This window comes from Clostridium thailandense (assembly GCF_019207025.1).
GTDB lineage: Bacteria > Bacillota > Clostridia > Clostridiales > Clostridiaceae > Clostridium_AM > Clostridium_AM thailandense.
Genome location: NZ_JAEEGC010000001.1, coordinates 1 through 25627, shown reverse-complemented (window position 1 = coordinate 25627; position 25627 = coordinate 1). Strand labels below are relative to the sequence as shown.

Sequence of the window (25627 nt, the reverse complement as noted above, 5' to 3'; positions counted from 1 at the left end):
AATAACAATAGTTTTACTACTAAATATTTATAAATGATTTGCCCTTGAGAAGATTTTCTCAAGGGCAAATCATTTATTTTTTCAAGTTTATACCGCTTGCTTTTTCGTCCAAAATTCGTTTCATTATTGTTGCAATATGTGCTCCTGCTTCAACTGTTGGTGTTCCTCCACTATGTATGTTAGAAAGAACTGTTCTTTCTGCTTCTGGTGCACCTTTTCTTGGATTGTATACCATATATGCACTCATACTTTCTGCAGTAACAAGTCCTGGTCTTTCTCCTACAAACATTATTGCAGCTTCTGCATTTAATGCTTCTCCAATTACATCCATAGCACCTACTCTACCATACTTTACGAATACAGGTGTACCAACTTTGATATTATACACACTTAGCCCCTGCATAAATGCAGCCAATACATCTTTTATATTCGCTTCTATGGCTTTTGAACTTAAACCATCACATACAACTACCTGAATTTGAGGATTTTTAATACATTTTTCTCTTAAAAGCTTCATAGACTCTTCATTTAATTCTCTGCCAAGGTCCGGCCTAGTTATATGTTCATCTTTTGAATTTACCTTTGTTTGAAGCTTTATAAAATTCAGTTCATCTATTAATTTTTCATCTACAGTACTAAATACGGAATCGATTGCCACTGCATGATCTGCTCTAAAACAAAGCATAGTTTCCACTAAAGGTCTATCACCAGTTCTCCACACCCCAATTCTTGCAGGTGTTGCACTTTTAAATTGTCTCAATGCTTTTTCATCTTTTGGATTTGGCACATTTATCTTTTTACTAAATTCAGCACTAGTAATATCTACTAAGTCTTCATCATCTTCTGTTTCACTGCATGTATTATTCATGTTACAGTTAGTATTAGCACTAGAAGTAGCTGCTATATTACTTTCTTTAGGCTGCTTATCTATATCCATCTGGCTTATCACAGATTTTACAATCTCTCTTAACATTTCTTCATTCATTATATTCTCCTCCTTTCCCTTTATCTAGTAAAGATCGAAGCATCTCCAGCTATGCTGGTTAATCTTCCATTTTCCATAAGCCCCATTTTTTCCATCCACTTTTCAAATTCAGTAAGTGGTCTTAGATTCATTATAGTTCTTAAGCTTGCAATATCATGGTAACTAGTACATTGATAATTTAACATTACGTCATCACCCATTGGAATACCCATAAAATAATTGCATCCTGCTGCTGTAAGAAGCAATGCTAAATTTTCTATATCATTTTGATCAGCTTTCATATGATTTGTATAACAAGCATCTACCCCCATTGGAATTCCTGTTAGCTTACCCATAAAGTGATCCTCAAGTCCTGCTCTTATAACTTGTTTACTATCATATAAATACTCTGGTCCTATAAATCCTACAACTGTATTTACAAGGAATGGATCAAATTGTTTTGCAAGACCATAACATCTTGCCTCCATTACAAGTTGATCTGCACCATGATGTGCATCAGAGGAAAGCTCAGAGCCTTGTCCTGTTTCAAAATACATTACATTAGGTCCTGTTCCTGTTCCTTGTTTTAATGCAATCTCTCTCGCTTCTTTTAAAATACTATTGTTCACTCCAAAAGCTTTGTTTCCTTTTTCTGAACCTGCTATACTTTGGAATATAAGATCGGATGGTGCTCCCTGCTCAACAGCCTTCATCTGTGTTGTTATGTGTGCAAGGATACAGTTTTGTGTTGGTATCTCCCATTCCCTCATAAAATTATGAGTAGCATCTAATAGTCTCTTTACACTTTCTACAGAATCATCAACTGGATTTATTCCTATTACTGCATCCCCTATACCATATGATAGACCTTCTCTTAGAGATGCTAACATTCCTTCTACATCATCTGTTGGATGATTAGGCTGCAATCTTACTGCAAGACATCTCTCGGTTCCAATGGTAGTGTTACACTTTGCAGTAACACGAATCTTTTTCGCACCATATACCAAATCCATATTAGACATCAATTTAGTAACAGCCGCCACCATTTCACTGGTAAGTCCTCTACTCATCCTTCTTATGTCTGAACATGTAGTTTCATGACTTAAAATTTTCTCACGAAATTCTCCTACAGTTAAGTTTTTTATTTCTTTATATATAGGCTCATTTACATTATCCTCAATAATTCTTGTAACCTCATCTTCTTCATAAGGAACTACTGGATTGCTTCTTAAATCTTCAAGAGTAAGTTCACTAAGAACTTTTTTGGCTGCAACTCTTTCTGCTCCTGAAGTGGCAGCTACACCTGCTAATATATCTCCTGATTTCTCTTCATTTGCTTTTGCAAGTACTTCTTTTACAGAGTTGAATTTATAAGTACTTCCAAAAATTCTAGTTTTTAAATTCATTCCTTTTTCCCTCCCCTGTTTAATTTTTCCCTATGCCTAACTGCCACTAATATCCCCGATTCTTTAAGCAACAGGACATTAGAATTCTTTGTATCAGCAAGTTAGATTTCTTGTTCATATCTAAACGACATTAGTTTTTGGCATCCTTTCAACTAAGAATCAGTTGCTTTAACTCCTCATCTGATTCAAGTTTCATTTCACTTTGAAGAAAATACAAGGGTTTTAATTATAATAGGAACCACATCATCCGTTGAAATAGGTTTGCCTACATCTATGTAATCTCCCTCACCAATATTTACAGAGTCAATACTCATAAAACGCATTTTTCCATTTGATACACGATATAGGGTTTGTCCTAGTACTTTTCCTATGTCCTTTTCAACTATAACTACCAAAAGATTTTCTGCTGTAGAACTTGCATCCCATGCATGATATATACCTTTTGCCATCTTTTCTATATTCTCAAAAGAGCATTGCTTAGGACAAGGAATAGATACTGCTAAAGGGCTTGTTTTTGTAGGCAACTTATATCGCTGTATTACCTGTACTATACGCTCTATCACCTCATCGAGAGAATCAGGAATATCCTCCCAAACTACCTTCGCAACAGGTATGTTTCGAAGTGGAAGCATAGACGCATCTATAAAAACAGTGCTTCCACTTACATTTACAGTTTGCGTGCCCGCACCTACTACTGTAGCTCGTATAGTTTCAGAAGGCTTAATTTCCTTACAAGCTTGAATCAGCTTACTTTTCTTGAATGATTTTGCCAAAAATTTTCCTATATCTGAGAATTCAAAATCACTGTCCATATCTTTGTCTTTATAGATATATTCTGCTACACCTCCTGAAAACATTACCCCATCATAATTATTTCCATTTTTAATTTTAGAAACCATTAAAATTTCTTTGAGTGCATAAGGCAGTTCCTCTCCAAGTGCTACCATGTCTACAAAGTCTACCATCCTATCACAGAAACTGGTAAGCTCTGATTTATTTATTTTCTTTTCCAATATAATCTCTAACCCATAATTATCAATAAACATTTGAGCTGGCTTTGAAATGTAAGTAACAATTTCACTCCGTTTGTCTATTTCTATCAGCCTTCCGCCTACATTTACGCAGGTAGAATCTACTACATTTCCATCTTCAAATACTGCAATATTGGTAGTACCTCCTCCAATATCAAGATTGATTATCTTATTCCTCTTTGTTTTCGAAAGTTCTGCTGCACCTGCACCTTTCCCTGCCAATATAGATTCTAGCTCTGGTCCAGCAACTGCTACAACAAAATCTCCAGCATATTCTGCAAGCTCATGTACAATTTTTTCTGCGTTTTCTTTCTTTGCTGTTTCTCCTGTAATAATCAGTGCCCCTGTATCTATTTCACTTAACTGAAAACCAGCTTTCTCATATTCTTTCTTTATTATCTCCTTTACTGCCACCGCATCTACAATGCGGTGGTCAATAATAGGTGTAATATAGATACGACTTTGATACAATACTTTTTTGCTTACTATCTCAATTTTAGGCATTCTAGCACCAGGTAGCCTATTTTTTAATATAAGCTCACTTATAATAAGCTGTGTAGTGGTAGTTCCAATGTCTATACCAGCACTAATTAATTTGAACTCATTTATACTCAATAGTACCACTTCCTCTAAGTTATGTACCTATATATCTTATCCTTCAACTTTTGGCAAAATAATTTCAACATCACCATGTGGTCTTGGTATTACATGAACAGATATAAGCTCTCCTATTCTTTGTGCTGCTGCAGCACCTGCATCTGTTGCTGCTTTTACGGCTCCTACATCTCCTCTTACCATAACTGTAACTAAGCCCCCACCTACATGAACTTTACCTATCAAGTGAACATTTGCAGCTTTCACCATTGCATCTGCTGCCTCTACTGATCCTACCAATCCTTTTGTTTCTATCATTCCTAAAGCTTCTGTTGCCATTTATAATTCCTCCTTAAAAATCATTTTTATAATTTTAATTTTAATTTTTCTTTTATTTTTACGTTTTATCTTTTATTTTTCTACAGCTACAACCTCTTCTTCCGCACCATCTAATAGATCAAGTGCATGAAATTCTTCCTCTTCTGATAAAATGTGTTTTTTGCCATAAACCGCATAGTATATGGCTGCCAATGCAAATATTGCTATAACTAAAAGCACTGTTACACCATATGCAACCATAAATGCTATTGCACAATATACCCCAAGTACTAGTGCGATACCTGGTACTATTGGATATGCTACTTTATATGGTCGTTCCATATCAGGGTATTTCTTTCTTAACTTAAATAATGAAATCATACTTATAATGTAAAGAACAACTGCTCCTAAAGCCGATATTTGAATAACAAGATTCGCAAGGCCAACAGATGTTGATATAATTCCAATTACTCCTGGAATTACAATAGCCGCTATAGGTGCTTTTCTCTTTGGTGAAACATATGCAAGAAACTTAGGTAAATATCCTGATCTAGCAAGTGCAAATGTTTGTCTTGAGAATCCAAGAATTATACCATTTAAACTTGCTATAAGACCAAATAATCCTATAAAGCTTACTAACCTTGCGATAAGACTTGTTGCACCATAAACCCCTCCAATTGCTAGTGGAAGTGGGAAGTCAACCTTTGGAACCTCTGTAGTTGCATAATTTGCTATTCCTGCTGTAACTAAAAGAGTAAATACTGTAAGTAACATAAGTGTTAAAATGGCTCCAATAAATCCCTTTGGAATATCTTTTTTAGGGTTTTCGACTTCTTCTGCTGACATTGCTCCACCTTCTATTGCAAGATAGAACCAGATTGCAAAAGGAGTTGCTGCAAGTATTCCCTTCAATCCGTGTGGAAGTATTGGAGTAGTAATTATATTAGCAGGATTAATATGTGTTATTCCTGCTCCATCAAACAAAATAACTCCAATTATAGCTATAACAGTAACTGCAAGTTCAAAAACTGCTGCTGTCTTAACTCCAAAGCAATTTAGTATTATAAATATTACAAATGCCCCAACTGTTGCAACCATTGCTGGAATAGCTGGAATTAAGAAATGTATATATCCCCCAACACCAAGTGCTATTGCAGGAGGTGCAAATACCATCTCTATAAGACAAGCAAATCCTGCCATAAAACCTGCAAATGGTCCCATTGCTTTTCTCGCATATGCCGAAGGCCCACCTGCATGAGGAATAGATGTTGATAACTCTACATAACTAAACATAAATGTTGCATAAAAAATTGTTACAATGACTACAGCAATGATAAGTCCAATTGGCCCCCCTGAATCAAGCCCATAACTCCACCCAAAAAATTGTCCTGAAATAACCATTCCAACCGATATTGCCCATAGATGTATAGGTTTCAATACTCTTTTTAGTTCTTCTGGCTGATGATGTTCATTACTCATTAAGATTCCCCCTTATATTTATTTTTTTAACCGCTTGTAAAGCTTTTAGTCCATTAGAACTCAATGCTTTACAAGCTATACTCAAAAGGATTCATCCCTTTTTCATACTTTTAAATTTTGAAATATTTTATTCATTTTAAGCAATATTCTGAACTTATTTTACAATTCGAACTTTATCATTATTCTTTATTGATAAGCAGTTAGCCTCATCTATATCTAAATGGCAATCCAACTTTGACTTATCTGATACTCTTATTAAAACTTGGTCTAACACACCAGCTCGAATTCCATTAAACTCAATTTTTACACATTGACCATCTATTACATCAAATATTTTTGCATCAGCTTCGGTCATATGTATATGTCTCTGTGCTATTATGACCCCTTCTTTAAGCTGTACGCATCCCTTTGTTCCTACCACGGCAATTCCTGGAGTTCCATGTAGTTTTCCTGATTCACAAATCGGTGCTTTTACTCCCAATTTAAAACAATCTGATGCCAAAATTTCTACTTGCGTTTTTGCTCTCACTGGCCCAAGTACTCTTACTTTTTCTAAAGTTCCCTTTGGTCCAACTAAAGTTACGAATTCTTCACAAGCAAACTGGCCTGGTTGTGATAAATCTTTAGTGGATGTTAGAGTATTTTTGCCAAATATAACTTCCAAATCGTCCTGAGATAAATGGATATGTCGATTAGATACACCAACAGGTATTTCTAAACTATCATTTACAGAAACTGCATCACTATCAGCGCTTTGAGGACACTCTGCTTTTTTTACTTCTTCAACAACCCTCTTAATGATTTCATCTAATTCCATTAAAGCTCACCTGACTCTTTCAATACCTTTAAGATTTTACTAATAATTTCTTCTATATTTTTCTCACCACATTCCTTTTGTTGTGCTTCTTTTTCAACTATATCTTCTACGTCTTTAATAGCATACGCCACTCTTTTTATGTTAATAAGGTGCATTGGTGTCACATTATCTGAAGTGCTGCTGCCGCCCCAAGTTCCACATCCTAGTGTAAAGGATGGTGCAAGTCCAGTAGCTGCACCTACTCCACCAAGTGAAGATGGTGTATTTACAAGAATTCTAAATACTGGTTTAGCTGCAAACTTCATTACCATATCATGATCTTCTGTATGAATAGACATGCTATGTCCTACTCCACCATTATTTAATAATTTTATAGATAACTCGCAAGCTTCTTTCCAGTCCTTTACAGTATAGAATGCCAAAACAGTAGTAAGTTTTTCATATGATAATGGATATTCCTTTCCTACTCCTTTCTGTTCTCCGATTAACACTGTAGTTCCTTCTGGTATTTTGATGCCTGTCTTATCTGCAATCTGTTTAGGACTTCTACCTACAAATTGAGCATTCATTGCAAAACCATTTTTAAATAAGGCTTTACAAACCACATCTAATTCCTCACCATTCATAAAGTAAGCGCCCTGTGACTTTAGTTCTGCTATTACTTCATCCTTTATGCATTCTTCTACTATTATAGACTGCTCTGATGCACATATAGTACCATTATCAAAACTTTGACTTGCAATAATGTTTTTCACCGCTTTTTTGATATTCGCAGTTTTTTCAATAAATGCTGGAACATTTCCTGCTCCTACTCCAAGAGCTGGCTTTCCTACACTATATGCAGCCTTTACCATTGCATTACCACCAGTAGCAATAATCATTGCAATTTCATTAGCTCTCATTAATTCATTAGTTCCCTGCATAGAAGGTTTTGTAATATATCCAATAATTCCTTCAGGTGCTCCTGCTTGTACTGCTGCCTCTCCCATCAATCTTGCTGCTTCACCAGTACATTTTAAAGCACTTGGGTGTGGCGAAATTACAATTCCATTTCTAGATTTTATTGAAATAATAGACTTATAAATTGCAGTTGAAGTAGGATTTGTAGACGGAATAATTCCCATTAAGACCCCTACTGGTTCAGCAATTTCAATGACTTTTTTCTCTTTATCTTCCTTTATCACTCCTATGGTCTTCATATCCTTTATATAATTATATAATTCCACAGAAGCAAATCTATTTTTTGTAGTTTTATCCTTAACTTTACCAAATCCAGTTTCTTCAACGGCCATCTTCGCTAATCTTACTGCATTTTCCGAAGCCACCTTAACCATATTTCTTATAATTTTATCTATTTGCTCTTCATTAAAGGTAGCTAAAATTTCTTGTGCTGCCTTTGCTTTTCTTGCAAGTGTTCTTGCCTCTTGAATTGATATTAAATCAGTATCACTTAAACTCATTTAATTTGTCTCCTTTCATAATGCTTAAAAATTTCGTCTAGTAGCTTTATTTTATTTGCTTTCGATATTTGTCTTCCTGCGATGGATAAATCTTTAAATAGTCTTGCAAGCCTCCTCAGCTCCACTACAGTCCATTTATCCAATTCTCTCATAGCTATCTCAAGTCCCTTTTCTTCAACCAATTTATTGATTGCTTTCAAAACTTTAGGTTCTTGAGCCTTCTCTTTTATTTGAGGTTCTTTAATTATGTTATTTGACATTTGCTTTTGTGCCATCGTTGTCTTAGCCTGACGTTGCTCCTGATGAAACATTCTTGATTGGGTTGAGCTATGGAGAATTAATTCTATCTCTTCATGCGGTCTTGGGATTACGTGAACAGATATAAGCTCTCCAACTTTTTCTGCTGCAACTGCGCCTGCATCTAGTGCTGCCTTCACTGAGGCTACATCTCCTCTTACCATAATTGTAACAAGCCCGCCTCCTACTTGAACTTTTCCAACTAGTTCAACGTTTGCCGCTTTTACCATGGCATCTGCTGCTTCAACTGAAGCTATTAATCCTTTTGTTTCTATTAGACCTAATGCTGCCCCCATCCCATATCACCTTTCAAATATTCTACTTATTTATTTGCTGCTATTTCTGCCCAGTTTGCTGGATATGTCACATAGAAAAATCTTGCAAAATCAGGAGTACTCCATGTAATTTTTGAATTTTTAGGTATGAAGAATACATCCCCGGCTTTACCGTGATAGGTTCTTCCATTAATCGCAATATCTAAATTTCCTTCTACTATGTAATCAAATTCTTCATAGCAAAGTTCCCAATCGAAACTAGATTTTTCAATAGTCATGAATCCAGCTCCCATATTTGGAGATTCCTTTGTATTCACAATATCTTTTAATCCTACTTTCGAATTTGGATTTCCTGTTTCAAATCTATCACACTCTACAGTCTTTCCTCTAACTAGTTTAAGTCCACTTGGGTCGCATTCCTTGTCAAAAGACTTTTGTATCATAGTTCCCATGGATTGTGCTAAAACTTCCTTTACTATTTTGTAGATTAAATCCATATCTATACTTTTTTCTTCTTCATTTAGAGCTACTGCCACTTTCTCTTTTACAGTTTCAGCCTCTTTTTTCTCTTCAATCTTTACGCTTGCTTCAAGAATTTCCACTTGCTTTGCTTCTTCCTGTTCTACCCCTTCTACAAAATCAATATCATTTTCTAGTGCCGCATCACGTGCAGCAGGAGTAATAATAGTATCTTTCTCTATATAATAGATTTTGTTTTTACCCGAATTTTTGCATTCTTGTACTTCTCGAGCAGTAATTAACTTTTTCACTTTTCCACCACCTTCCTAAATTCTAAATCATACTTCTATGTATAATGAACTTAATTCATTATAATAGCGATTTCATTAATTTTTTGCTTGGAGAAGGAATTACTACTTTCTCTACTAAAAGTCCTTTCTCTATTACATTTTGTGCTCCAGCTTCTACCGCTGCATTTACTGCTGCCACATCTCCCGTCATTGTAAAGAAAGACTTTCCTCCAATTCCTGTCCCCAATCTCAATTCAATTGCTTCCACATCTGCTGCCTTTAATGCACTATCTGCTGCTATAATCATAGATGCAATTGAAAAAGCTTCCATAACCCCTAATGCATTTATTTCAGTTATTTCTACTGTTGAAGTAATTGCAGGATACACTGAAGGATGGACATTTGGAAGTATAAATTCATCAATCACATATTCTTTTCCAACCCTTACTCCTGCACGAATAGAACTCTCTACTGCCGATACATCACCATGTACAAGTACAAAGTATTTTCCTGGGCATACTGGTGTTGATACCAATATATCTACATCTGCTGTTTTTACCATTGCATCTGCTGCCTCAATACCTTTTGCAATACTCGTTAATTCAACTAATCCTATAGCTCTTAGCATCCTAACCCACCCCCTAAATACTTTCTATTTCAATATAATTTGATATTTCTTTTACAACACCTGAGATACTAGAGTGCACTCTTGCCCCCATTGCTTTTTCAGGTATTTCCCCAATAAGCTCTCCTTGGCTTACTCTTTGACCAACTTCTACTACTGGAACACTAGGTGCACCAATATGCTGTTTTAATGATATCTTAACCCTTTGTGGGAAATATTCTACTTCTTCCATAGGTGCTTTTACATCATATTCTTTTAAACCAAGCTTTACAATCAATCTTTTAACTGGTATTTTTCTATAATCTCTAGAAGTCAATGTTTCAAATGTTACTTTACTAGGAGCGTATCTTTTTCCTTTTTCGGATAATTTTTGTTTGTAGTGGATATTTATTAACCTAGGAGATAATCCTGCAGGACAGGCATATAATTCGCAAACACTGCATTCACAGCAGAGGGATGCCGTTTCAGCCTTATTCAAGTTATCGTGATCATAATTTGACATTCTCATCATTAAATGTGGCTGCATATTATGCCCCAATAAATATCTTGGACATAATTCTGTACACATTCTACACTGCAAACATGCTGCTTTTGATTGTTTTAATGCCATTGTTGTACTCATGCTCTTCTTTCTAATTAAATAATGATCTTCGTCTAGTACAATAATCCCTTTTGTTGTTTTTGTAATAGGTTCGTCAAAATTTGTTTTAATCTTTCCCATCATAGGACCACCATCTATAAAAACTAGACCTCTTGTATCTTTTATTCCTGCAATTTCAACTGCTTCTCTATATGTAATACCAATTGGCAGCTTAAGTGTTATTGGTTTTGATACTTTTCCTGTAATTGTAAGATAAGTATGAGTAACAGCTTTGCCCGAAAGGCTCTCCATAATATTTAAAACTGTTTCCACATTTGTTACAATACAACCTACCTTTAAAGGAATTCCAGCCTCTGGAACTACCCTTTTGGTCACTTCATTTACAAGAGCTTGTTCATCTCCTGCTGGATAAAAATCATCTAATTCAAAAAGCTCTACTATACTATTCCCCTTTAGTTTTTCTTTAAGAAAGAGCGCTTCTTCTTTATGTTTTGCCTTTATTCCTATATAAACTTTCTTTGCTTCTACTAATTCAGCAACCTTCTCTAAGCCTTCTATAATCTGTTCTGCAAATTTAACTATAAGTTGCTGATCTACTCGAAGCAGCGGCTCACATTCTGCTCCATTTAAAATAACATATTCTGCTTTAGAAGCAAGCTTTACATGAGTGGGAAATCCTGCTCCACCTGCACCTACTATACCCGCTTCTCTTATACTTTGTATTAAATCCATAGAATCTCACCTCGGACATCTTAAAATTTACAATCCTCATCAACAATTCCTACAATCGTGGCATCTACTGGTGCATTTTCAAGATTAGGCATCCTTCTTGCGGAACTTCCTTGACATACAAGTACTCTTTCTCCTATTCCCGCACCAATTGTATCTACTGCAATAATTAATTTTCCTTCATCTTTCCCACCAATTATTTTTACTGCCATAAACTTTAACCCTACAAGTGCCTCATCTTTTCTTGTTGACCAAATATTATCTATTACAGTACCAATTACTATAAGAATCCCCCCCCTTGCTTATCCCTGCAAATAATCCTGAATGGCCTTAATCGCAGCTTCAACAGAAGTTGTATCCCCAAACAACGCAAGTAGAACAAAATGTTGTGGACATACTCCTCTTATTTCTTCTACCTCTACAGCAGCAGCCTTTTCTGCTAAATCTGCTGCTGCTATCATATCGATCAATTTTCCTTGAACAAGACCTATGGTATCATATTGTTTATCCTTTTCATTTTGCTGTGTTAAACTTCTCCGTCTATTTAACATTTCTATGGTACCATTTGTTGGCGATTTTATGATTCTAATATCCATTCTCTCGCCTCCTATTCATATACCTCGCAATTCATTGCAATTCCTAGTGGCGTTACATAAAGGGGATTCGCTGGTTTATGAGTTGGAATTCCTATTTCTTTTTCAATCACCTTTTCCATGTCAGTAAAGCAACAGGTACCACCAACAAGATATATATCTTGTACATCATGGCCTTTTACATGTTCTTTTATGATTGAGGAAACCTTTTGAATAACTGGTTTTAATGCTGAAAAATATTCTTTATGCTTGGTAAAATCCCTTTTTTGTATTTCTGCCTCAGCAAAACTTATGCCTAATGCACCTGCAAGCACCAAACTGAAATGAGTTCCTCCAGTAGGTTCGTCTGCAATGTATATTACCTTTCCTTCTTTAAAGATAGCAACTCCTGTGGTTCCTCCACCAACATCTACTACCGCACCATTTTTAATACCCAAAAGAGAATTGGCCGCAGTAGGCTCATCTAAAACCTTTGTTACTTCAAAACCTGCTCCCTCCACTACATATTTTATAGTAGCTGTATCATTTACAGAAGTTCCAGGAGGAATTGCTGTTGCAGCATAAATAAGTTCACATCCAAGTTTTTCCTCAACCTCTGCCTTCAGTTCTTTCACTATTTTTATAGCTCCCATATAATCTACAACCAGTCCATCTTTTACAACTGTTGCATATCTATATGCTCCTGCTATAGGTACCATATTTTCATCCATTACTGCTAAAACAATAAATGCAGTTCCAAGGTCAACCCCTGTTAAAAGTTTCTTACCTGAAGGCTTTTTAGGATTTTTAATTGTTTCTTCAAATTCTTTTACTATTGAATTGCATTGTTCAAACGTTGCCACACTGCCTCCCCCTTTACTTTTCCATATTATATTTCTATATTTTATAAAAGCCACCCATGTACTGGCACATTGTAATATACAATAAACTGCTCATTCTATTCAATGCCATAACAATATCCTGTCTATCCACAGATTTGCTTTCTTCTTTATAAAAAGCATCTACAGCTGCGATTTCAACCTCTCTAACCTGTGTTCTAAGCAAGTTTAGCTTTGACACAACTTTTCCATACTTGGCATCAGGTGTGAAATGTTTTACTCCAAAATATTTATCTGGATAGTGGGAATATTCTCGAATTTCACTATCACTCCAACCTTTAAAATCTATAAAGGGTAGATCTTCAACTAAAACTTCTGCTCTCATAATTTTTTTTGTATATTCAAATATAAGTTCTAAGTCATTGACAAGTTCCCGTAAACCAGTACTTTGAAGTTCTATAATTGTATCAATAAAAATAGCTTCTAGTTTATCTAATTGCCCTCTAAATCGTACTCTTTTATGATTTTTAGGTACAAGCATTCTCCCTTTCAAGTGAGTATATGCTTCTGGCTTCTGCTCTACTACTTGTCCGCTATCTACAAGTAGATATCCTTTTTCTGGCTCTACCAAAGGTACAGCCACAGCTGGTTTTTGTATTGATTGCAACTTTAAGTTACTGCCGCCGCTCTCTTCTTCTTTCACTTCAATGATTTTTATTCTTCTTTCAGATAAAAACTGCAATGCAGAAGGAGTTAATTTTTCTGGATACACCACTGTAAAAGTATCAAAGGCTTCTTTTCTATATTTATCTCTTAAACCTATTTCTGTAATGACTTTCATCATCTCACCTCCTTAGATTAGGCGAGTAAAATTTATTTATTTGAATTTGGAAGTATTGCTTCAACATCTCCATGTGGTCTTGGTATAACGTGAACAGAAATTAACTCTCCTATTCTTTGTGCTGCAGCAGCACCTGCATCTGTTGCTGCCTTTACAGCGCCAACATCACCGCGAACCATTACTGTTACAAGTCCTCCTCCTACTAATTCCTTACCTATCAAAGTAACATTTGCAGCTTTTACCATTGCATCTGCTGCTTCAATTGATCCTACTAAACCCCTTGTTTCAATCATTCCTAAAGCCATTGTTGAATTACTCATTTATTTTTCCTCCTTTTACTCGGAACACGGGGTAATTAAACCCATTCGCTTCCGCTCATAAATTACCTATTAGAGCTCATTTAGGGCTTTAATCTCCTAAAAATTAATAATCTTTTGGTGCGCTTGCAACAAACATTACTGTATCCCTAAAAGCATCTGCTGCTGCCTTACAAGCTGATTGAGATCCTGTCAAAAGTCCGCCTCCAAAGTTTGTCTCTGTTGGAGGTCCATAAAAAGATACTAGTTTTACATCTGCTGCCTTAAGCGCTGCGTCTAGTGCATACATTGCTTCCAGTGGTGGTGCAATTAAATATGCCAAAGGTTCTCCCTCTGGAATATTAGCAATGCCTGAAAGATAAGACCCTGTTCTTGATATAGTTTGTGCATAGAAAGGAACGCTATCTTCATCATTTGCACTATAGAAACAAGCATCATTTTCAATAAATTCTATTGCTGCGTTTAATCCACTTCTTATTTCTGCTGGATTGGGTCCTGCAATGATTCCTATAAATTCTCCTGCAAGTTTTGTAGAAGCATTGGCGGAACCTGCATACATGGATCTTGCATAAACTACCTGCACATCAGCTTTTTTTGTTGCTTCATCCAATGCAGTATAAGCCACATCATCAATGTCTGTTGTAATTAACCCTAAACTTCTCTGCTCTGGAGTCAATTTAAAGTTTTCTGCCATGCAAGCGTTTACATTAGGTATTACTTTTACAGCAAGTACCTTTGCTCTAATTGGATCTAGCTTCATAGTCATCCTCCTAACCTATTTTGTTTTTTTATTCAATACCTAAATATTCTTTTAACTCCTTTATCCCATATCCAGTCTTTGACGAAGTTTTTAAAATAGGTCCCTTCACACCTATGGTCTGTAGAATTTTTTGGCTATGCTCTACCTCTACTGACTCTGTATCCACTTTTGTAATAACTCCTATGGTTTTTCTATTAAAACTTTGTGCAAAACCTGGTGGGTATATACACCTCCTTTGCATTGCATCTTGTATAAACAGTACATATTCTACGCTCTGTGCTTCTGCAATAATATATTTATACATACATGGATTTTCTAAATACTCCCCTGGAGTATCTATGCTTAACGTATCATACAATACCGACTGTGTTTTTTTTGCATCCATACCCTTTCCATTCAAACATGAAATCAGCGAAGACTTTCCGGAGCCTACTGGACCTACTACCATTAACTTACGTTTCTTCATGTTTTTGTAATAATACAAGGAGTATATCCCAGCATAAAATTCAAAACTTTATTTATTTCTTGAAGTGCCGTCTCTACACTTGCTACATCTCCGGTTATAACAAGTGAACCTGTAAACCTGTCTAAAAATCCAATAGATACACCTGCAGCTTTTGTAGCTATATCCGCTGCAATAATAGAAGTTTCACCTGGAGTTAGAGTTACAATTCCAATTGCACCACTTTCCTCCAACCCGAGCCTGCTGTAAATATCTGAAATAGGTTGTGCAATAACATGAGCTAATGTTACCTGCTTACCTGGAACAAACTCTTGTATAATTCTCTGCTTATCTTCAAACTTAATATCTTTTTGCAAACTTTTACACTCCCCCCATTATTGGAAGTAACAAAAAAGAGACTTAAACTCATTGTTTAAGCCTCTTTGCTTTACATATCAAATATTTTATTTTACTTAAAGAAATTTAATGCATAGTGCCTCATTGCATTTATGCAATTTCTTTGAATTTAAAATATCATATTTTTAAATTAATGTCAATACAAAATTTCACAATATCTTGCATTAATTCTCAAAATCAAACACAATTTTTGTTCCCTGGTAACTGGATTCAATTTTTGTAGTTCCACCTAATTTATCCTTTACTATACCCTTTACAATATTTAGCCCTAGACTCTCTTTTCCTATTTTTTCTACATCAAATCCCTGTCCGTTATCAATAACAGAAATATTGGAATACATAATTCCTTTTTGAATAATTACTTCAATGTGTCCGTCATTTTGATTACAAAATCCATGCTGTAATGAGTTCTGCAGCAATTCATTTACAACTAAAGCAATAGATGTCGCTTTATCTGAATTTACCATAAAGCTATCTCCTAGTATTTCCACCATTATATTTTTATTTGCTTCAATACAATAGCTCACTGTACTTTTTTCTATTCTGCATAAAATCGTTTTTATATCTACATCATCCACACCATTTCGGGCAAGTACTTCATGAGTTACTGCAATACTCAGTATTCTACATATACTTTCCTGAAATAACTTTTTTGCTTGTTCATTTTCAATTCTTCTTGATTGGAGTCGTAGTAAGCTAGCAATTGTTTGAAGATTATTCTTCACTCTATGGTGTATTTCTCTTATAGCTACACATTTTAAAATAAGCTCTTTTTCTTTTTCTTTTACATCTGTTATATCTTTAATAAGCATAATGACTCCTACTGTGTTTTCTCTGCTTCGAGTCACAGCATACTTAACTTGAAGTGAAAGTTTTCCTATTTCTATTTCACCTACACCAGCTCCGTTGCCCTGTATTACTTTTAAAAAATTAGTTCCATCTAGCACAAGATTTTCAAATTTCATCCCAACAATTTCATCTATATATCCAAGTTTTTTATAAAGCATTTCTGCAACAGGATTTGCATAGGTTGCAATACCATTTTCGCCAAATATTAGCATAGCATCATCTAAGTAATATGTAATACTATTCTCCTTTTCACCATCTCGAAGATTTAGCAACGTCTGAGCAAGCTTCTCTGCTGTTTCAGATAAAATCTCCATATTATTATGGTGATTCACATCAACTGTTACATCCTGTTCCATGATTAATACAGCAATTACTTTGTTAAAATCATTTTTTATAGGGAGTACATTCTGCTTTACTAATTTGTTCTCTTGTGTAATCGCTTTCAAATCTCGCGTTTTCATTCCTATTTGAAGCGTTCTCAGCACTGCTGGTTCATTTTCTCTTAATGCAAGTTGGCCTACTACCGGTTGCTTATACATAGATTGCAAATTTAAGGGTTTTGCTTCAGAAACCACTACCGCTACATTAGTATCTCGAGTAAGACAATCTATAAAAACATCTGCCATAATTAAATCTGCTATAGTAGGTAAAAATTTTTCTAACTGCTCCAATTTGTTTATGTCTTCATCACATAAATCTGTATATGTTTTACATAATTTTTTTAACATCTTTTTTGCTCCATTATCAATATTGTTTATACTTTTCTATAATGGTAATTGCCATTTCCTTAATTGAGCAACGCCTGTCCATACTAGTTTTACGAAGTTTCTTATATGCGGCTTCCTCTGTTATTGAATATCTTTCCATCAATATTTCCTTTGCTTTGTCAATGGTTCTTCTTTTCTCCGCATCCTCCTTTGTCTTTAGCATCTCTTCTTTTATTGATTTTATCTCCTTACCCTTAGCAATAGCAACCTCAACTTCTGGCAGCAAATTTCTCTCTTCTATAGGTTTAACAATGTATCCAGTCACTCCGACTGCTTTTGCTTCTTCAATAAATTCAAAACCACTATATGCGGTTAAAACTACTATGGCGTCTGCAAGATTTTCATCTACTATTAATTTTGTCGCTTTTAACCCATCTAAATGAGGCATCTGAATATCCATTAATACTAAATCAGGTCTAAATCTGCGACAGAGTTCCACTACATCAAACCCATTTGAAGCCTCCCCAACAACTTCGTAGCCTGCCTCGCTTAGAATTTCGCAAATATCCAATCTAGTAATTGGCTCATCATCAGCTATTATTATTGTTTTCTTCATTTATTTCCCCTCATCTTTGCTAGTTTAAATATACCTTGGTATAGAACCTAATACAGTTATATATTATATTTATATTATATTTATTCTAAAGTCTTTGCAAGTATATTCAATTCAAAACTTATATACTTGCATTTTAGGCTTATAATTACTACTCAGAAAGTTCTCATTTATTGTGTTAGATTCTTTTATTAAATTTATGAAGAATACCCATGTCATCAATAGCCTCTTCTTCCTCTTTTTGCGGATTCTATTTAGGCTGAAGAGTATCATCGAGATTTTCACCCGTTAGATTGCGCCCATACTGGGCACACACAAAAAAGAGGCTTAAACTCATTGTTTAAGCCTCTTTGCTTTACATATCAAATATTTTACTTAAAGAAACTTACTGCATAGTGCCCCATTGCATTTATGCAATTTCTTTAGATTTAAAATATCATATTTTCAAACTAATATCAATATAAAGTTAATATACTTTTAATATTATACTTCTTTAAATTTATCTCTTGTTTGAATTTTGTTGATACCAAAAGCATAATAACAAATAGTTAAAGCTACTATCCACATTGGACCTACAATCATTGCTATTGATGTATCTGGAGTAATACCCATTACTATAGCTGCAAATGCTAAAAATGCTAAACTAATATAGTTTGTATAAGGGTATGCTATCGTTGGAAACTTTAACTTTTTCACTTCATCAGGTGTAAGACCTTTTCTAAATCTCATTTGTGATATTACAATTATAGCCCAAGTAAACATTGCTCCAAAAGTTGCAATACTTGCAAAATAAGTGAATACTTTTGCTGGTATAACATAATTAAGCAAAACACCAATAAGCATAATTAAAGTAGAAAAGACTATACCATTCATAGGAACAAGTGTTTTACTTAGTTTAGCAAACGCTTTAGGAGCTGAACCTTGAAGAGATAAATTATAAAGCATACGACCTGTAGTAAAAATACCACTATTGCATGAAGATAATGCTGCTGTTAATACAACAAAATTTATAATACCAGCTGCGGCACTAATTCCAATTTTATTAAATGTCAAAACAAAAGGGCTTCCTATGACACCTATTTTATTCCATGGATAAATTGACATGATTACCATTAATGACCCTATGTAAAATATACAAATTCTCCAAAAAACCTTATTAATAGCTGCTGATATTGTTTTTTCTGGATTTTTTGCTTCACCAGCTGTAACACCTATAAGCTCCGTTCCATTAAAAGCAAAGATAACCATTATCAATGCCATAACTAATCCCTTCATTCCATTAGGGAAAAATCCTCCGTTACGCCATAAATTTGAAAAACCAGTAGGTACTCCTCCATTTCCTAATCCAGTTATGATCATAAGTAGGCCAACAACTATCATAGCAATAATAGTAACAACCTTTATAAGTGCAAACCAGAACTCAAATTCTCCGAAGGCTTTTACTGCAATTAAATTTACTAATGTCATTATACACAAAGCAACAAGAGCTGATAACCATTGCGGAATACTTGGAAACCAAAACTTTACGTAAATTCCTATTGCAGTTACTTCTGCCATACAAGCTACAATCCATGCCAACCAATAAGTCCATCCTGTTAAATAGCCCGCAAGTGGTCCAATAAATTTATTAGCATATGCACTAAAAGAACCTGAAACAGGATATTCAACTGCTATTTCACCAAGTGAACGTACAATAAAAAATATCATCAGTCCAGCAAGCAAATATATTAATAGAATTGCTGGCCCTGCTGTTTTAATAGCTTGGGCTGATCCTAAAAATAAGCCAACTCCAATTGCACCACCTAATGCAATTAATTGGATATGTCTTTCTTCTAATCCACGACTAAGATCTTCTTGTAAACCATTACTTTCATTTTTCACTATAAAACCCCCTTTTAAATTTTTAATTTATATTTTCCTATTCTATTTATTTTTGTTATATTCAGCACACATACTTACAAATTTCTTGAAAATTAGAAGTTGCTCTTCATAGTGTTCTGACATCATTTCAGGATGCCATTGTGTTCCTATTACGAATCTATCGCCTTTCATTTCTATAGCTTCAACTATTCCATCAGGTGATCTACCTACAATGTTAAATGCATCTGCTACATCTTTTATTACCTGATGGTGATATGAATTTACCTGTATTTTTTCTTTGTTAAAAATTTCATAAAATATGCTATCTTTATTTAATTCAACTTCATGAACCGGAATATATTTTTGTGAACCATACATAGCATGATTCATACTTACATTATTTTTTAACTCTAGCGAAATTTCACTTAAATCCTGATGCAGCGTACCTCCATAAGCAACATTTAAAAGCTGATGACCTCTACAAATTCCTAAAATAGGAACTTTACTTTTGGTAATAACATCATTCAACAAATGCAATTCATGTTCATCTCTTTTGGGATCTATGTCTTCCGTTTTAGTTCCAATAAACTCATTATAATATTTTGGGCAAACATCAACCCCTCCTGTTAAAAGTAGTCCATCAATAATATTAATTGTACTATCAATATTATTATCATCATTATATACTGGAATAATTAATGGAATTCCTCCTGCCATTTCAATTGAATTAATATAATCGTCTGGAATAACATGCCATCCAAGCTGAACACCTAGTCTCCCATAAACTTCACTTAATCCATTGCTATAATTTGCACATATACCTATAATTGGTTTCATTTTTTATGCTCCTTTGATAAGAATTTTGTCTCATTTTAAAATACTATATTAGTGCTTTTATCCATAATGCATTTACTTTCTACTCCTTTCTTTATATAAAATAAACTTTTTCACACTTTATATATAAGCAAAATATATGCCAAAATAAAATCAATTGATTTTTGCAAGATATGTGTAGTTTTCTAAGTCATATTATCAAAAATGACAACTCTTTTTGATAATGCCTATATAAGTTATTTATATTTTAATAACCGAATACTGATAATAGAATATCTGCTTTCTTAATGTATCTAATATTGCAATTATCTACTAGTTTTAAATATAAGTATTGTAAATAAAAAGTTTATTATCATAAATGATAATAAACTTCAGACTACTGACAAACATATTTTGTCAACAGTTTTTTATTTTATCAAAAATGATTTTCAATTATTCTTTAAAAACATAGCTCATTTAAAACTTTAAGATGGGATGAATATGTCAAAAGAGTTTCTTGGCGAAAAAATTGATAGAATAGCTTATGCACTTGATTTTCCATATGAATCGGAAAAACCATACAAAAAATGCATCGAGAAGACGATGATTATTGTGAATTAATATACAAATGCCTTTATGAAGAAGGCATATCTCTATATAACGAATTATCAGATGCAGATTTTAAAAAGCTTATACAAACGCAATATAACTATATAAAGAAAATTGCCAAAGAAGGATTCTATTAAAAAATCAGCTTCGCATTTCGATGTGAAGCTGATTTTTTAAATACGGTAGGTATTACACCGTTTACTAATTATTTAATGCGACAGACCATCATGATAGTATCTTTCACCACAATCAATAAAACTAACTTAGTTTTAGGACAGCCCATTTGTAATAAACTTTTTAATTTGAATCTATAACATATACTTATAAATTATATTTTTTTATCTCCCTGTATAAGGTAGATATACTTATACCAAATTCTTTTGCAATCTTTTGTTTAGCTTCAAGAGTATTCCCATACTTAATTAAAAGTTCTTGAATAGCTCTTTTCTTTATTAAGTCTAAATTCAACTTTAGATTGCTATATTTCATATCATCTCTATCATTACGAATTTTTTCTGGAATACATTTAGGAGTTAATATTCCTCTATTTTCCATGTTAACTGAGTACTCAATAGTATTCTCCAGCTCTCTTACATTTCCAGGCCAATCATATAATAGTAATAATTTTCTCACCTCTTCAGATAATTTAATATTTTTATTAAATTTCCTATTATATTTATGTAGAAAATGTTCAGCTAATAAAATAATATCTTCTGGTCGTTCCTTAAGTGAAGGTATTGTAATAGGTATTACACACAATCTGTAAAAAAGATCCTGTCTAAACTCACCTTTTTCAACCATAGATTCTAAGTTTTTATTAGTAGCTGCAATTATCCTAACATCTAACTTTATTGGTTTTACCCCTCCTACTCTTTGCAATTCTCCATTTTCAATAACTCTCAATAGTTTAGGTTGTAAATATAAAGCTAAATCACCAACTTCATCAAGAAAAATTGTACCACCATTAGCAAGTTCAAACTTACCAGGTTTTCCTCCCTTATTTGCTCCTGTAAATGCACCGCTTTCATATCCGAAGAGTTCACTTTCAAGAAGATTTTCAGGAATTGCAGCGCAATTAATTGCGATAAAAGGTTCTTTTTCCCTTTCACTCATCCTATGAATTGCTCTAGCAAACAATTCCTTTCCCGTTCCGCTTTCTCCTAAAATTAATACATTTGATGTATGTTTTGCAGCTTGTACTGCAAAACTTTTTACTTCATTGATTGCTTTACTATTCCCTATTATACTGTCAAAATTTATATTTAAATGCGAAGCATCTGCCAAAAGTTGATATGCTATATTACTTAATTCTTTTTTATGTTTAAATGTAAATAAAATGTCTAATTTTTCATTACTCCTATTAATAAATTTTACATTTACAAACATTCTATTATTTGGAACTAAACCTGTTAAATCAACTTCCCATTCCTGATTACTATTTTCTTTAGCATTATTTATTATGTTTTCAAAATAATTTCCTGAAAATATGTTCTTAATATTTTTTTGATTTTGTAGTATTTTTTTCATGGCATCATTATATTCAATTATATTTCCAGAAAAATCCGTCAACACAATTCCTTCACTTATGGAATTCAATATTGTCATTAATCTATATTCCGTTTCTGTTTCCCTTATCTTTGTTACTATTATTTCACTAAGCTTTTTCAAAAAAATAATCAATTTATTCTTAGTTTCAACTAACCTAGCTTTGAGCTCAGGTGTTAGAGATGCAATTGCAATACTTCCAATACACTTATTTTTGATTTTCACAGGATATATTATTGAATATTCTTTAGAACACACGTTATATTCTTTCATTGGGCATGTACTACAGATTTCATTTTTCAAAGGATTCTCTATAACTAAAAGCTTCTCATTTTTTATAACATAGTCATTTCCACATCCTTCAGGGAGGGCCATACCGGCTATTTTTTTAAATATTCCCGTTCCAGCTACTCTTACTAAATTATCATCAATAACATAAATATCGAATTCGATAACTAAACTAGTTGACTCTATTAAATTTTGTATGAAATCTCTTATTTCATACATTAAACTATGCATACAATCTCACCGCCCCATAGTACTATAGTTAAATAATTTTCTATACTTATAGTTAAAAAAATTCACAACATATATTTACAGTTAGAAAAACTTATAAAAATATAGAGACAAACTTCACATTTTGTTGTATAAATTAATTTGCGAAAAAAACTTTAACAACAGGAGTGAAGTATATGTCTCATAAAAGTATTTTAACAGAAAAATCACCAATTAGCCAATTTTTATTTAAACTTAGTTTTTTTCCTTTGCTTTTCAAAACCTGTGTTAAAGCACATTGAAGAATTTATAAAAGGCTCTATTCAAAAAGGCTATAGTGGGAAAAAAATTTTCTCATTTATAGTTGCTAAAATCATTTTTTATAGGGAGTACATTCTGCTTTACTAATTTGTTCTCTTATGTAATCGTTTTCAAAGCTCGCGTTTTCATTCCTATTTGAAGCATTCTCAGCACTGCTGGTTCATTTTCTCTTAATGCAAGTTGGCCTACTACCGATTACTTATACATAGATTCAAATTTAAGGTTTTTGCTTCATTATCAATATTGTTTATACTTCTCTATAATAATAATTGCCATTTCCTTAATTGAACAACGCTTATCCATACTAGTTTTACGAAGTATCTTATATGCTGCTTCCTCTGTTATTTTATACCTTTCCATCAATATTTCCTTTGCTTTATCAATAGTTCTTCTTTTTTCCGCATCCTCCTTTGTCTTTAGCACCTCTTCTTTTATTGCTTTTATCTCCTTACCCTTAGCAATAGCAATCTCGACTTCTGGTAGTAAACTCCTCTCTTCTATAGGTTTAACAATGTATCCAGTTACTCCTGCTGCTTTTGCTTCCTCAATAAATTCAAAACCACTATACGCAGTTAAAACTACTATAGAGTCTGCAAGATTTTCATCTACTATTAATTTTGTCGCTTTTAACCCGTCTAAATGAGGCATCTGAATATCCATTAGTACCAAATCAGGTCTAAATCTGCGACAGAGTTCTACTACATCAAACCCATTTGAAGCCTCCCCAACAACTTCGTAGCCTGCCTCACTTAGAATTTCATAAATATCCAGTCTAGTAATTGGCTCATCATCAGCTATTATTATTGTTTTCTTCATTTATTTCCCCTCATCTTTGTTAGTTTAAATATCCCCTGGTCTAGAATCTAATACAGATATATATTATAATTATATTATATTTATTTTAAAATCTTTGCAAGTATATTCAATTCAAAATTTGTATACTCGAATTTCAAACTTACATTGATTTATATACTTTTTTCACATAAATTATCATATTGGGAATATTTTGTGTTGACATTAATTTTAAAATATGATATTTTAGATTTGAAGAAATTGCATAAATGCAATGGAGCACTATGCAATAAATTTCTTCAAGCAAAATAGAATGTTTGATATGTAAAGCAAAGAGGCTTAAACAATGAGTTTTAGTCTCTTTTTTGTCGCTTCCAAAATTTTTAGGGGGTATATAATATTATGTATAAACTATTAATTGTAGATGATGAGGCTTTTGAACGTAAAATTATTCGCTTTATGCTAAAAAAGAATTTTAGCAATGTGGAAATAGTCGATGAGGCAGCGAATGGAGATGATGCTATACTACTAGCACAAAAACATAAACCTAATATAATTATTATGGATATTAAAATGCCAGGAAAAAACGGTTTGGAAGCACAGCAATCAATAATTCAATTTAATCCAAATGTAAAGACAATTATTTTGACAGCTTTTGATAACTTTAACTTTGCACAAAATGCTATTAAGCTTGGTGTAGTTGACTACATATTAAAGCCAATAAGGCCTGATAAGCTAAGTAATTCTTTAACTAAAGTTATATCTAATCTTTGTCAACAATCCAACTCTCAAAGTGCAATCCATCTTTAATACTATGAAAAATTTAAAAGTGCCAGGCCGTAATTATCTGCACTGACACTTAAAATAATTATATGTTTTTAATTCTACTTAGAAGGAGTTAGTGCAGCTTCTATTGCTGTCTCTTGTGCTGATGTTATTGTTCCTGCTGCAACTAAAGTATCGAGTTTAGTCTTCATTCCATCTTCGTGTTTTCCACCATTGCCATTATCTTTAGGAGTCAGTGCTGTCTCTATTGCTGTTTCCTGTGCTGATGTTATTGTTCCTGCTGTCACCAGTGATGCAAGAGCTGTTTTAAAATCACCTTTACTTGATTGCATTGCTGTTTGTATTGCTGCTTCTTGATCTGAAGTTATTGTTCCCGCTGTTACCAATGCATCAAGTGCTGTTTTCATTCCATCTTCATGTTTTCCACCATTGCCATTATCCTTAGGAGTCAATGCTGTCTCTATTGCTGTTTCCTGTGCTGATGTTATTGTTCCTGCTGTTACTAATGATGCAAGTACTGTTTTAAAATCACCCTTACTTGATTGCAAAGCTGTTTCTATTGCTGTTTCTTGATCTGCTGTTATTGTTCCCGCTGTTACTAAAGCATCAAGCTGAGTCTTCATTCCATCTTCATGTTTTCCACCATTGCCATTATCCTGAGGTGTGAAAAGATTTATAATAGCAGTTTCTTGATCTGCTGTTAT

General features: G+C 33.6%; 26 protein-coding genes and 1 pseudogene. 1 reads left to right on the top strand and 26 read right to left on the bottom strand.

The genetic code is table 11. From position 1 onward, the window contains the following. Window positions 1-73 precede the first annotated feature (73 nt). The 25 genes from eutC to I6U48_RS00015 form a co-directional block, all read right to left on the bottom strand. Window positions 74-985, bottom strand: coding sequence for an ethanolamine ammonia-lyase subunit EutC (gene eutC, locus I6U48_RS00140; protein ID WP_218318367.1), 912 nt, complete (start codon window positions 983-985; stop codon window positions 74-76). Between the two features lie 20 nt (window positions 986-1005). Beyond that, entirely contained in the window at window positions 1006-2370 is a 1365-nt protein-coding gene (locus I6U48_RS00135; protein WP_218318366.1) for an ethanolamine ammonia-lyase subunit EutB, read from the bottom strand. A gap of 197 nt (window positions 2371-2567) precedes the next feature. Next, entirely contained in the window at window positions 2568-4016 is a 1449-nt protein-coding gene (locus tag I6U48_RS00130) for an ethanolamine ammonia-lyase reactivating factor EutA (RefSeq protein WP_218318365.1), read from the bottom strand. 36 nt (window positions 4017-4052) lie between these two features. Further along, window positions 4053-4334, bottom strand: coding sequence for an ethanolamine utilization microcompartment protein EutM (gene eutM, locus I6U48_RS00125; RefSeq protein ID WP_218318364.1), 282 nt, complete (start codon window positions 4332-4334; stop codon window positions 4053-4055). Between the two features lie 72 nt (window positions 4335-4406). After that, the gene (gene eat / locus I6U48_RS00120; protein ID WP_218318363.1) at window positions 4407-5792 is read right to left on the bottom strand and encodes an ethanolamine permease; all 1386 of its coding nucleotides are present in this window, start codon (window positions 5790-5792) and stop codon (window positions 4407-4409) included. 154 nt (window positions 5793-5946) lie between these two features. Then, window positions 5947-6609 carry a phosphate propanoyltransferase gene (locus tag I6U48_RS00115; protein ID WP_218318362.1) on the bottom strand — a complete coding sequence of 221 codons (663 nt, stop codon included), beginning with the start codon at window positions 6607-6609 and terminating at the stop codon, window positions 5947-5949. Next, entirely contained in the window at window positions 6609-8069 is a 1461-nt protein-coding gene (locus I6U48_RS00110) for an acetaldehyde dehydrogenase (acetylating) (protein ID WP_218318361.1), read from the bottom strand. Before I6U48_RS00110 ends, I6U48_RS00115 begins: the two co-directional genes overlap by 1 nt. Further along, window positions 8066-8662: a BMC domain-containing protein gene (locus tag I6U48_RS29975; RefSeq protein ID WP_218318360.1), complete on the bottom strand. Its 597-nt coding sequence runs from the start codon at window positions 8660-8662 to the stop codon at window positions 8066-8068. Before I6U48_RS29975 ends, I6U48_RS00110 begins: the two co-directional genes overlap by 4 nt. Before the next feature lie 26 nt (window positions 8663-8688). Next, window positions 8689-9411: a EutQ-related cupin domain-containing protein gene (locus I6U48_RS30250; protein WP_218318359.1), complete on the bottom strand. Its 723-nt coding sequence runs from the start codon at window positions 9409-9411 to the stop codon at window positions 8689-8691. A 58-nt stretch (window positions 9412-9469) separates the two neighbouring features. Then, window positions 9470-10018 (bottom strand): BMC domain-containing protein, encoded by a 549-nt coding sequence (locus I6U48_RS00095; protein WP_218318358.1) that lies wholly within the window; start codon window positions 10016-10018, stop codon window positions 9470-9472. A 13-nt stretch (window positions 10019-10031) separates the two neighbouring features. Then, complete coding sequence (locus tag I6U48_RS00090; RefSeq protein WP_218318357.1) at window positions 10032-11348, bottom strand: 4Fe-4S dicluster domain-containing protein; 1317 nt, start codon at window positions 11346-11348, stop codon at window positions 10032-10034. A 20-nt stretch (window positions 11349-11368) separates the two neighbouring features. Beyond that, window positions 11369-11629: a EutN/CcmL family microcompartment protein gene (locus tag I6U48_RS00085; protein WP_218318369.1), complete on the bottom strand. Its 261-nt coding sequence runs from the start codon at window positions 11627-11629 to the stop codon at window positions 11369-11371. 18 nt (window positions 11630-11647) lie between these two features. Then, a complete protein-coding gene (locus tag I6U48_RS00080) occupies window positions 11648-11941 on the bottom strand; it encodes a BMC domain-containing protein (RefSeq protein WP_218318356.1) in 294 nt (97 codons plus the stop codon). Window positions 11942-11952: 11 nt separating this feature from the next. Further along, window positions 11953-12780 carry an ethanolamine utilization protein EutJ gene (gene eutJ, locus I6U48_RS00075; protein ID WP_218318355.1) on the bottom strand — a complete coding sequence of 276 codons (828 nt, stop codon included), beginning with the start codon at window positions 12778-12780 and terminating at the stop codon, window positions 11953-11955. Window positions 12781-12814: 34 nt separating this feature from the next. Further along, on the bottom strand, window positions 12815-13597 hold the full coding sequence (locus tag I6U48_RS00070; RefSeq protein ID WP_218318354.1) for a cobalamin adenosyltransferase family protein: 783 nt from the start codon (window positions 13595-13597) through the stop codon (window positions 12815-12817). Window positions 13598-13629: 32 nt separating this feature from the next. After that, entirely contained in the window at window positions 13630-13917 is a 288-nt protein-coding gene (gene eutM / locus I6U48_RS00065; protein WP_218318353.1) for an ethanolamine utilization microcompartment protein EutM, read from the bottom strand. 103 nt (window positions 13918-14020) lie between these two features. Next, window positions 14021-14674, bottom strand: coding sequence for an ethanolamine utilization microcompartment protein EutL (gene eutL / locus I6U48_RS00060; RefSeq protein ID WP_218318352.1), 654 nt, complete (start codon window positions 14672-14674; stop codon window positions 14021-14023). Between the two features lie 28 nt (window positions 14675-14702). Continuing rightward, window positions 14703-15122 (bottom strand): EutP/PduV family microcompartment system protein, encoded by a 420-nt coding sequence (locus I6U48_RS00055; RefSeq protein ID WP_218318351.1) that lies wholly within the window; start codon window positions 15120-15122, stop codon window positions 14703-14705. Between the two features lie 14 nt (window positions 15123-15136). Continuing rightward, window positions 15137-15493, bottom strand: coding sequence for an ethanolamine utilization microcompartment protein EutS (gene eutS / locus I6U48_RS00050; RefSeq protein WP_246615136.1), 357 nt, complete (start codon window positions 15491-15493; stop codon window positions 15137-15139). Between the two features lie 204 nt (window positions 15494-15697). Further along, window positions 15698-17110 (bottom strand): sensor histidine kinase, encoded by a 1413-nt coding sequence (locus I6U48_RS00045; RefSeq protein WP_218318350.1) that lies wholly within the window; start codon window positions 17108-17110, stop codon window positions 15698-15700. 16 nt (window positions 17111-17126) lie between these two features. Beyond that, window positions 17127-17705 carry an ANTAR domain-containing response regulator gene (locus I6U48_RS00040; protein WP_218318349.1) on the bottom strand — a complete coding sequence of 193 codons (579 nt, stop codon included), beginning with the start codon at window positions 17703-17705 and terminating at the stop codon, window positions 17127-17129. A 480-nt stretch (window positions 17706-18185) separates the two neighbouring features. Next, the gene (locus tag I6U48_RS00035) at window positions 18186-19583 is read right to left on the bottom strand and encodes an amino acid permease (RefSeq protein ID WP_218318348.1); all 1398 of its coding nucleotides are present in this window, start codon (window positions 19581-19583) and stop codon (window positions 18186-18188) included. A 42-nt stretch (window positions 19584-19625) separates the two neighbouring features. Further along, window positions 19626-20399 (bottom strand): gamma-glutamyl-gamma-aminobutyrate hydrolase family protein, encoded by a 774-nt coding sequence (locus tag I6U48_RS00030; RefSeq protein WP_218318347.1) that lies wholly within the window; start codon window positions 20397-20399, stop codon window positions 19626-19628. Window positions 20400-21305: 906 nt separating this feature from the next. Next, the gene (locus I6U48_RS00020; protein WP_218318346.1) at window positions 21306-23048 is read right to left on the bottom strand and encodes a sigma-54 interaction domain-containing protein; all 1743 of its coding nucleotides are present in this window, start codon (window positions 23046-23048) and stop codon (window positions 21306-21308) included. Window positions 23049-23582: 534 nt separating this feature from the next. Then, entirely contained in the window at window positions 23583-24161 is a 579-nt protein-coding gene (locus tag I6U48_RS00015; protein WP_218318345.1) for an ANTAR domain-containing response regulator, read from the bottom strand. A 378-nt stretch (window positions 24162-24539) separates the two neighbouring features. On the opposite strand from I6U48_RS00015, the gene I6U48_RS00010 reads away from it, so the two are divergent. Continuing rightward, window positions 24540-24947, top strand: a complete 408-nt coding sequence (locus I6U48_RS00010; protein WP_218318344.1) for a response regulator — start codon at window positions 24540-24542, stop codon at window positions 24945-24947. A 74-nt stretch (window positions 24948-25021) separates the two neighbouring features. Here the strand turns inward: I6U48_RS00010 and I6U48_RS00005 are convergent. Beyond that, a pseudogene (locus I6U48_RS00005) lies at window positions 25022-25627 on the bottom strand (hypothetical protein); the annotation flags it as partial.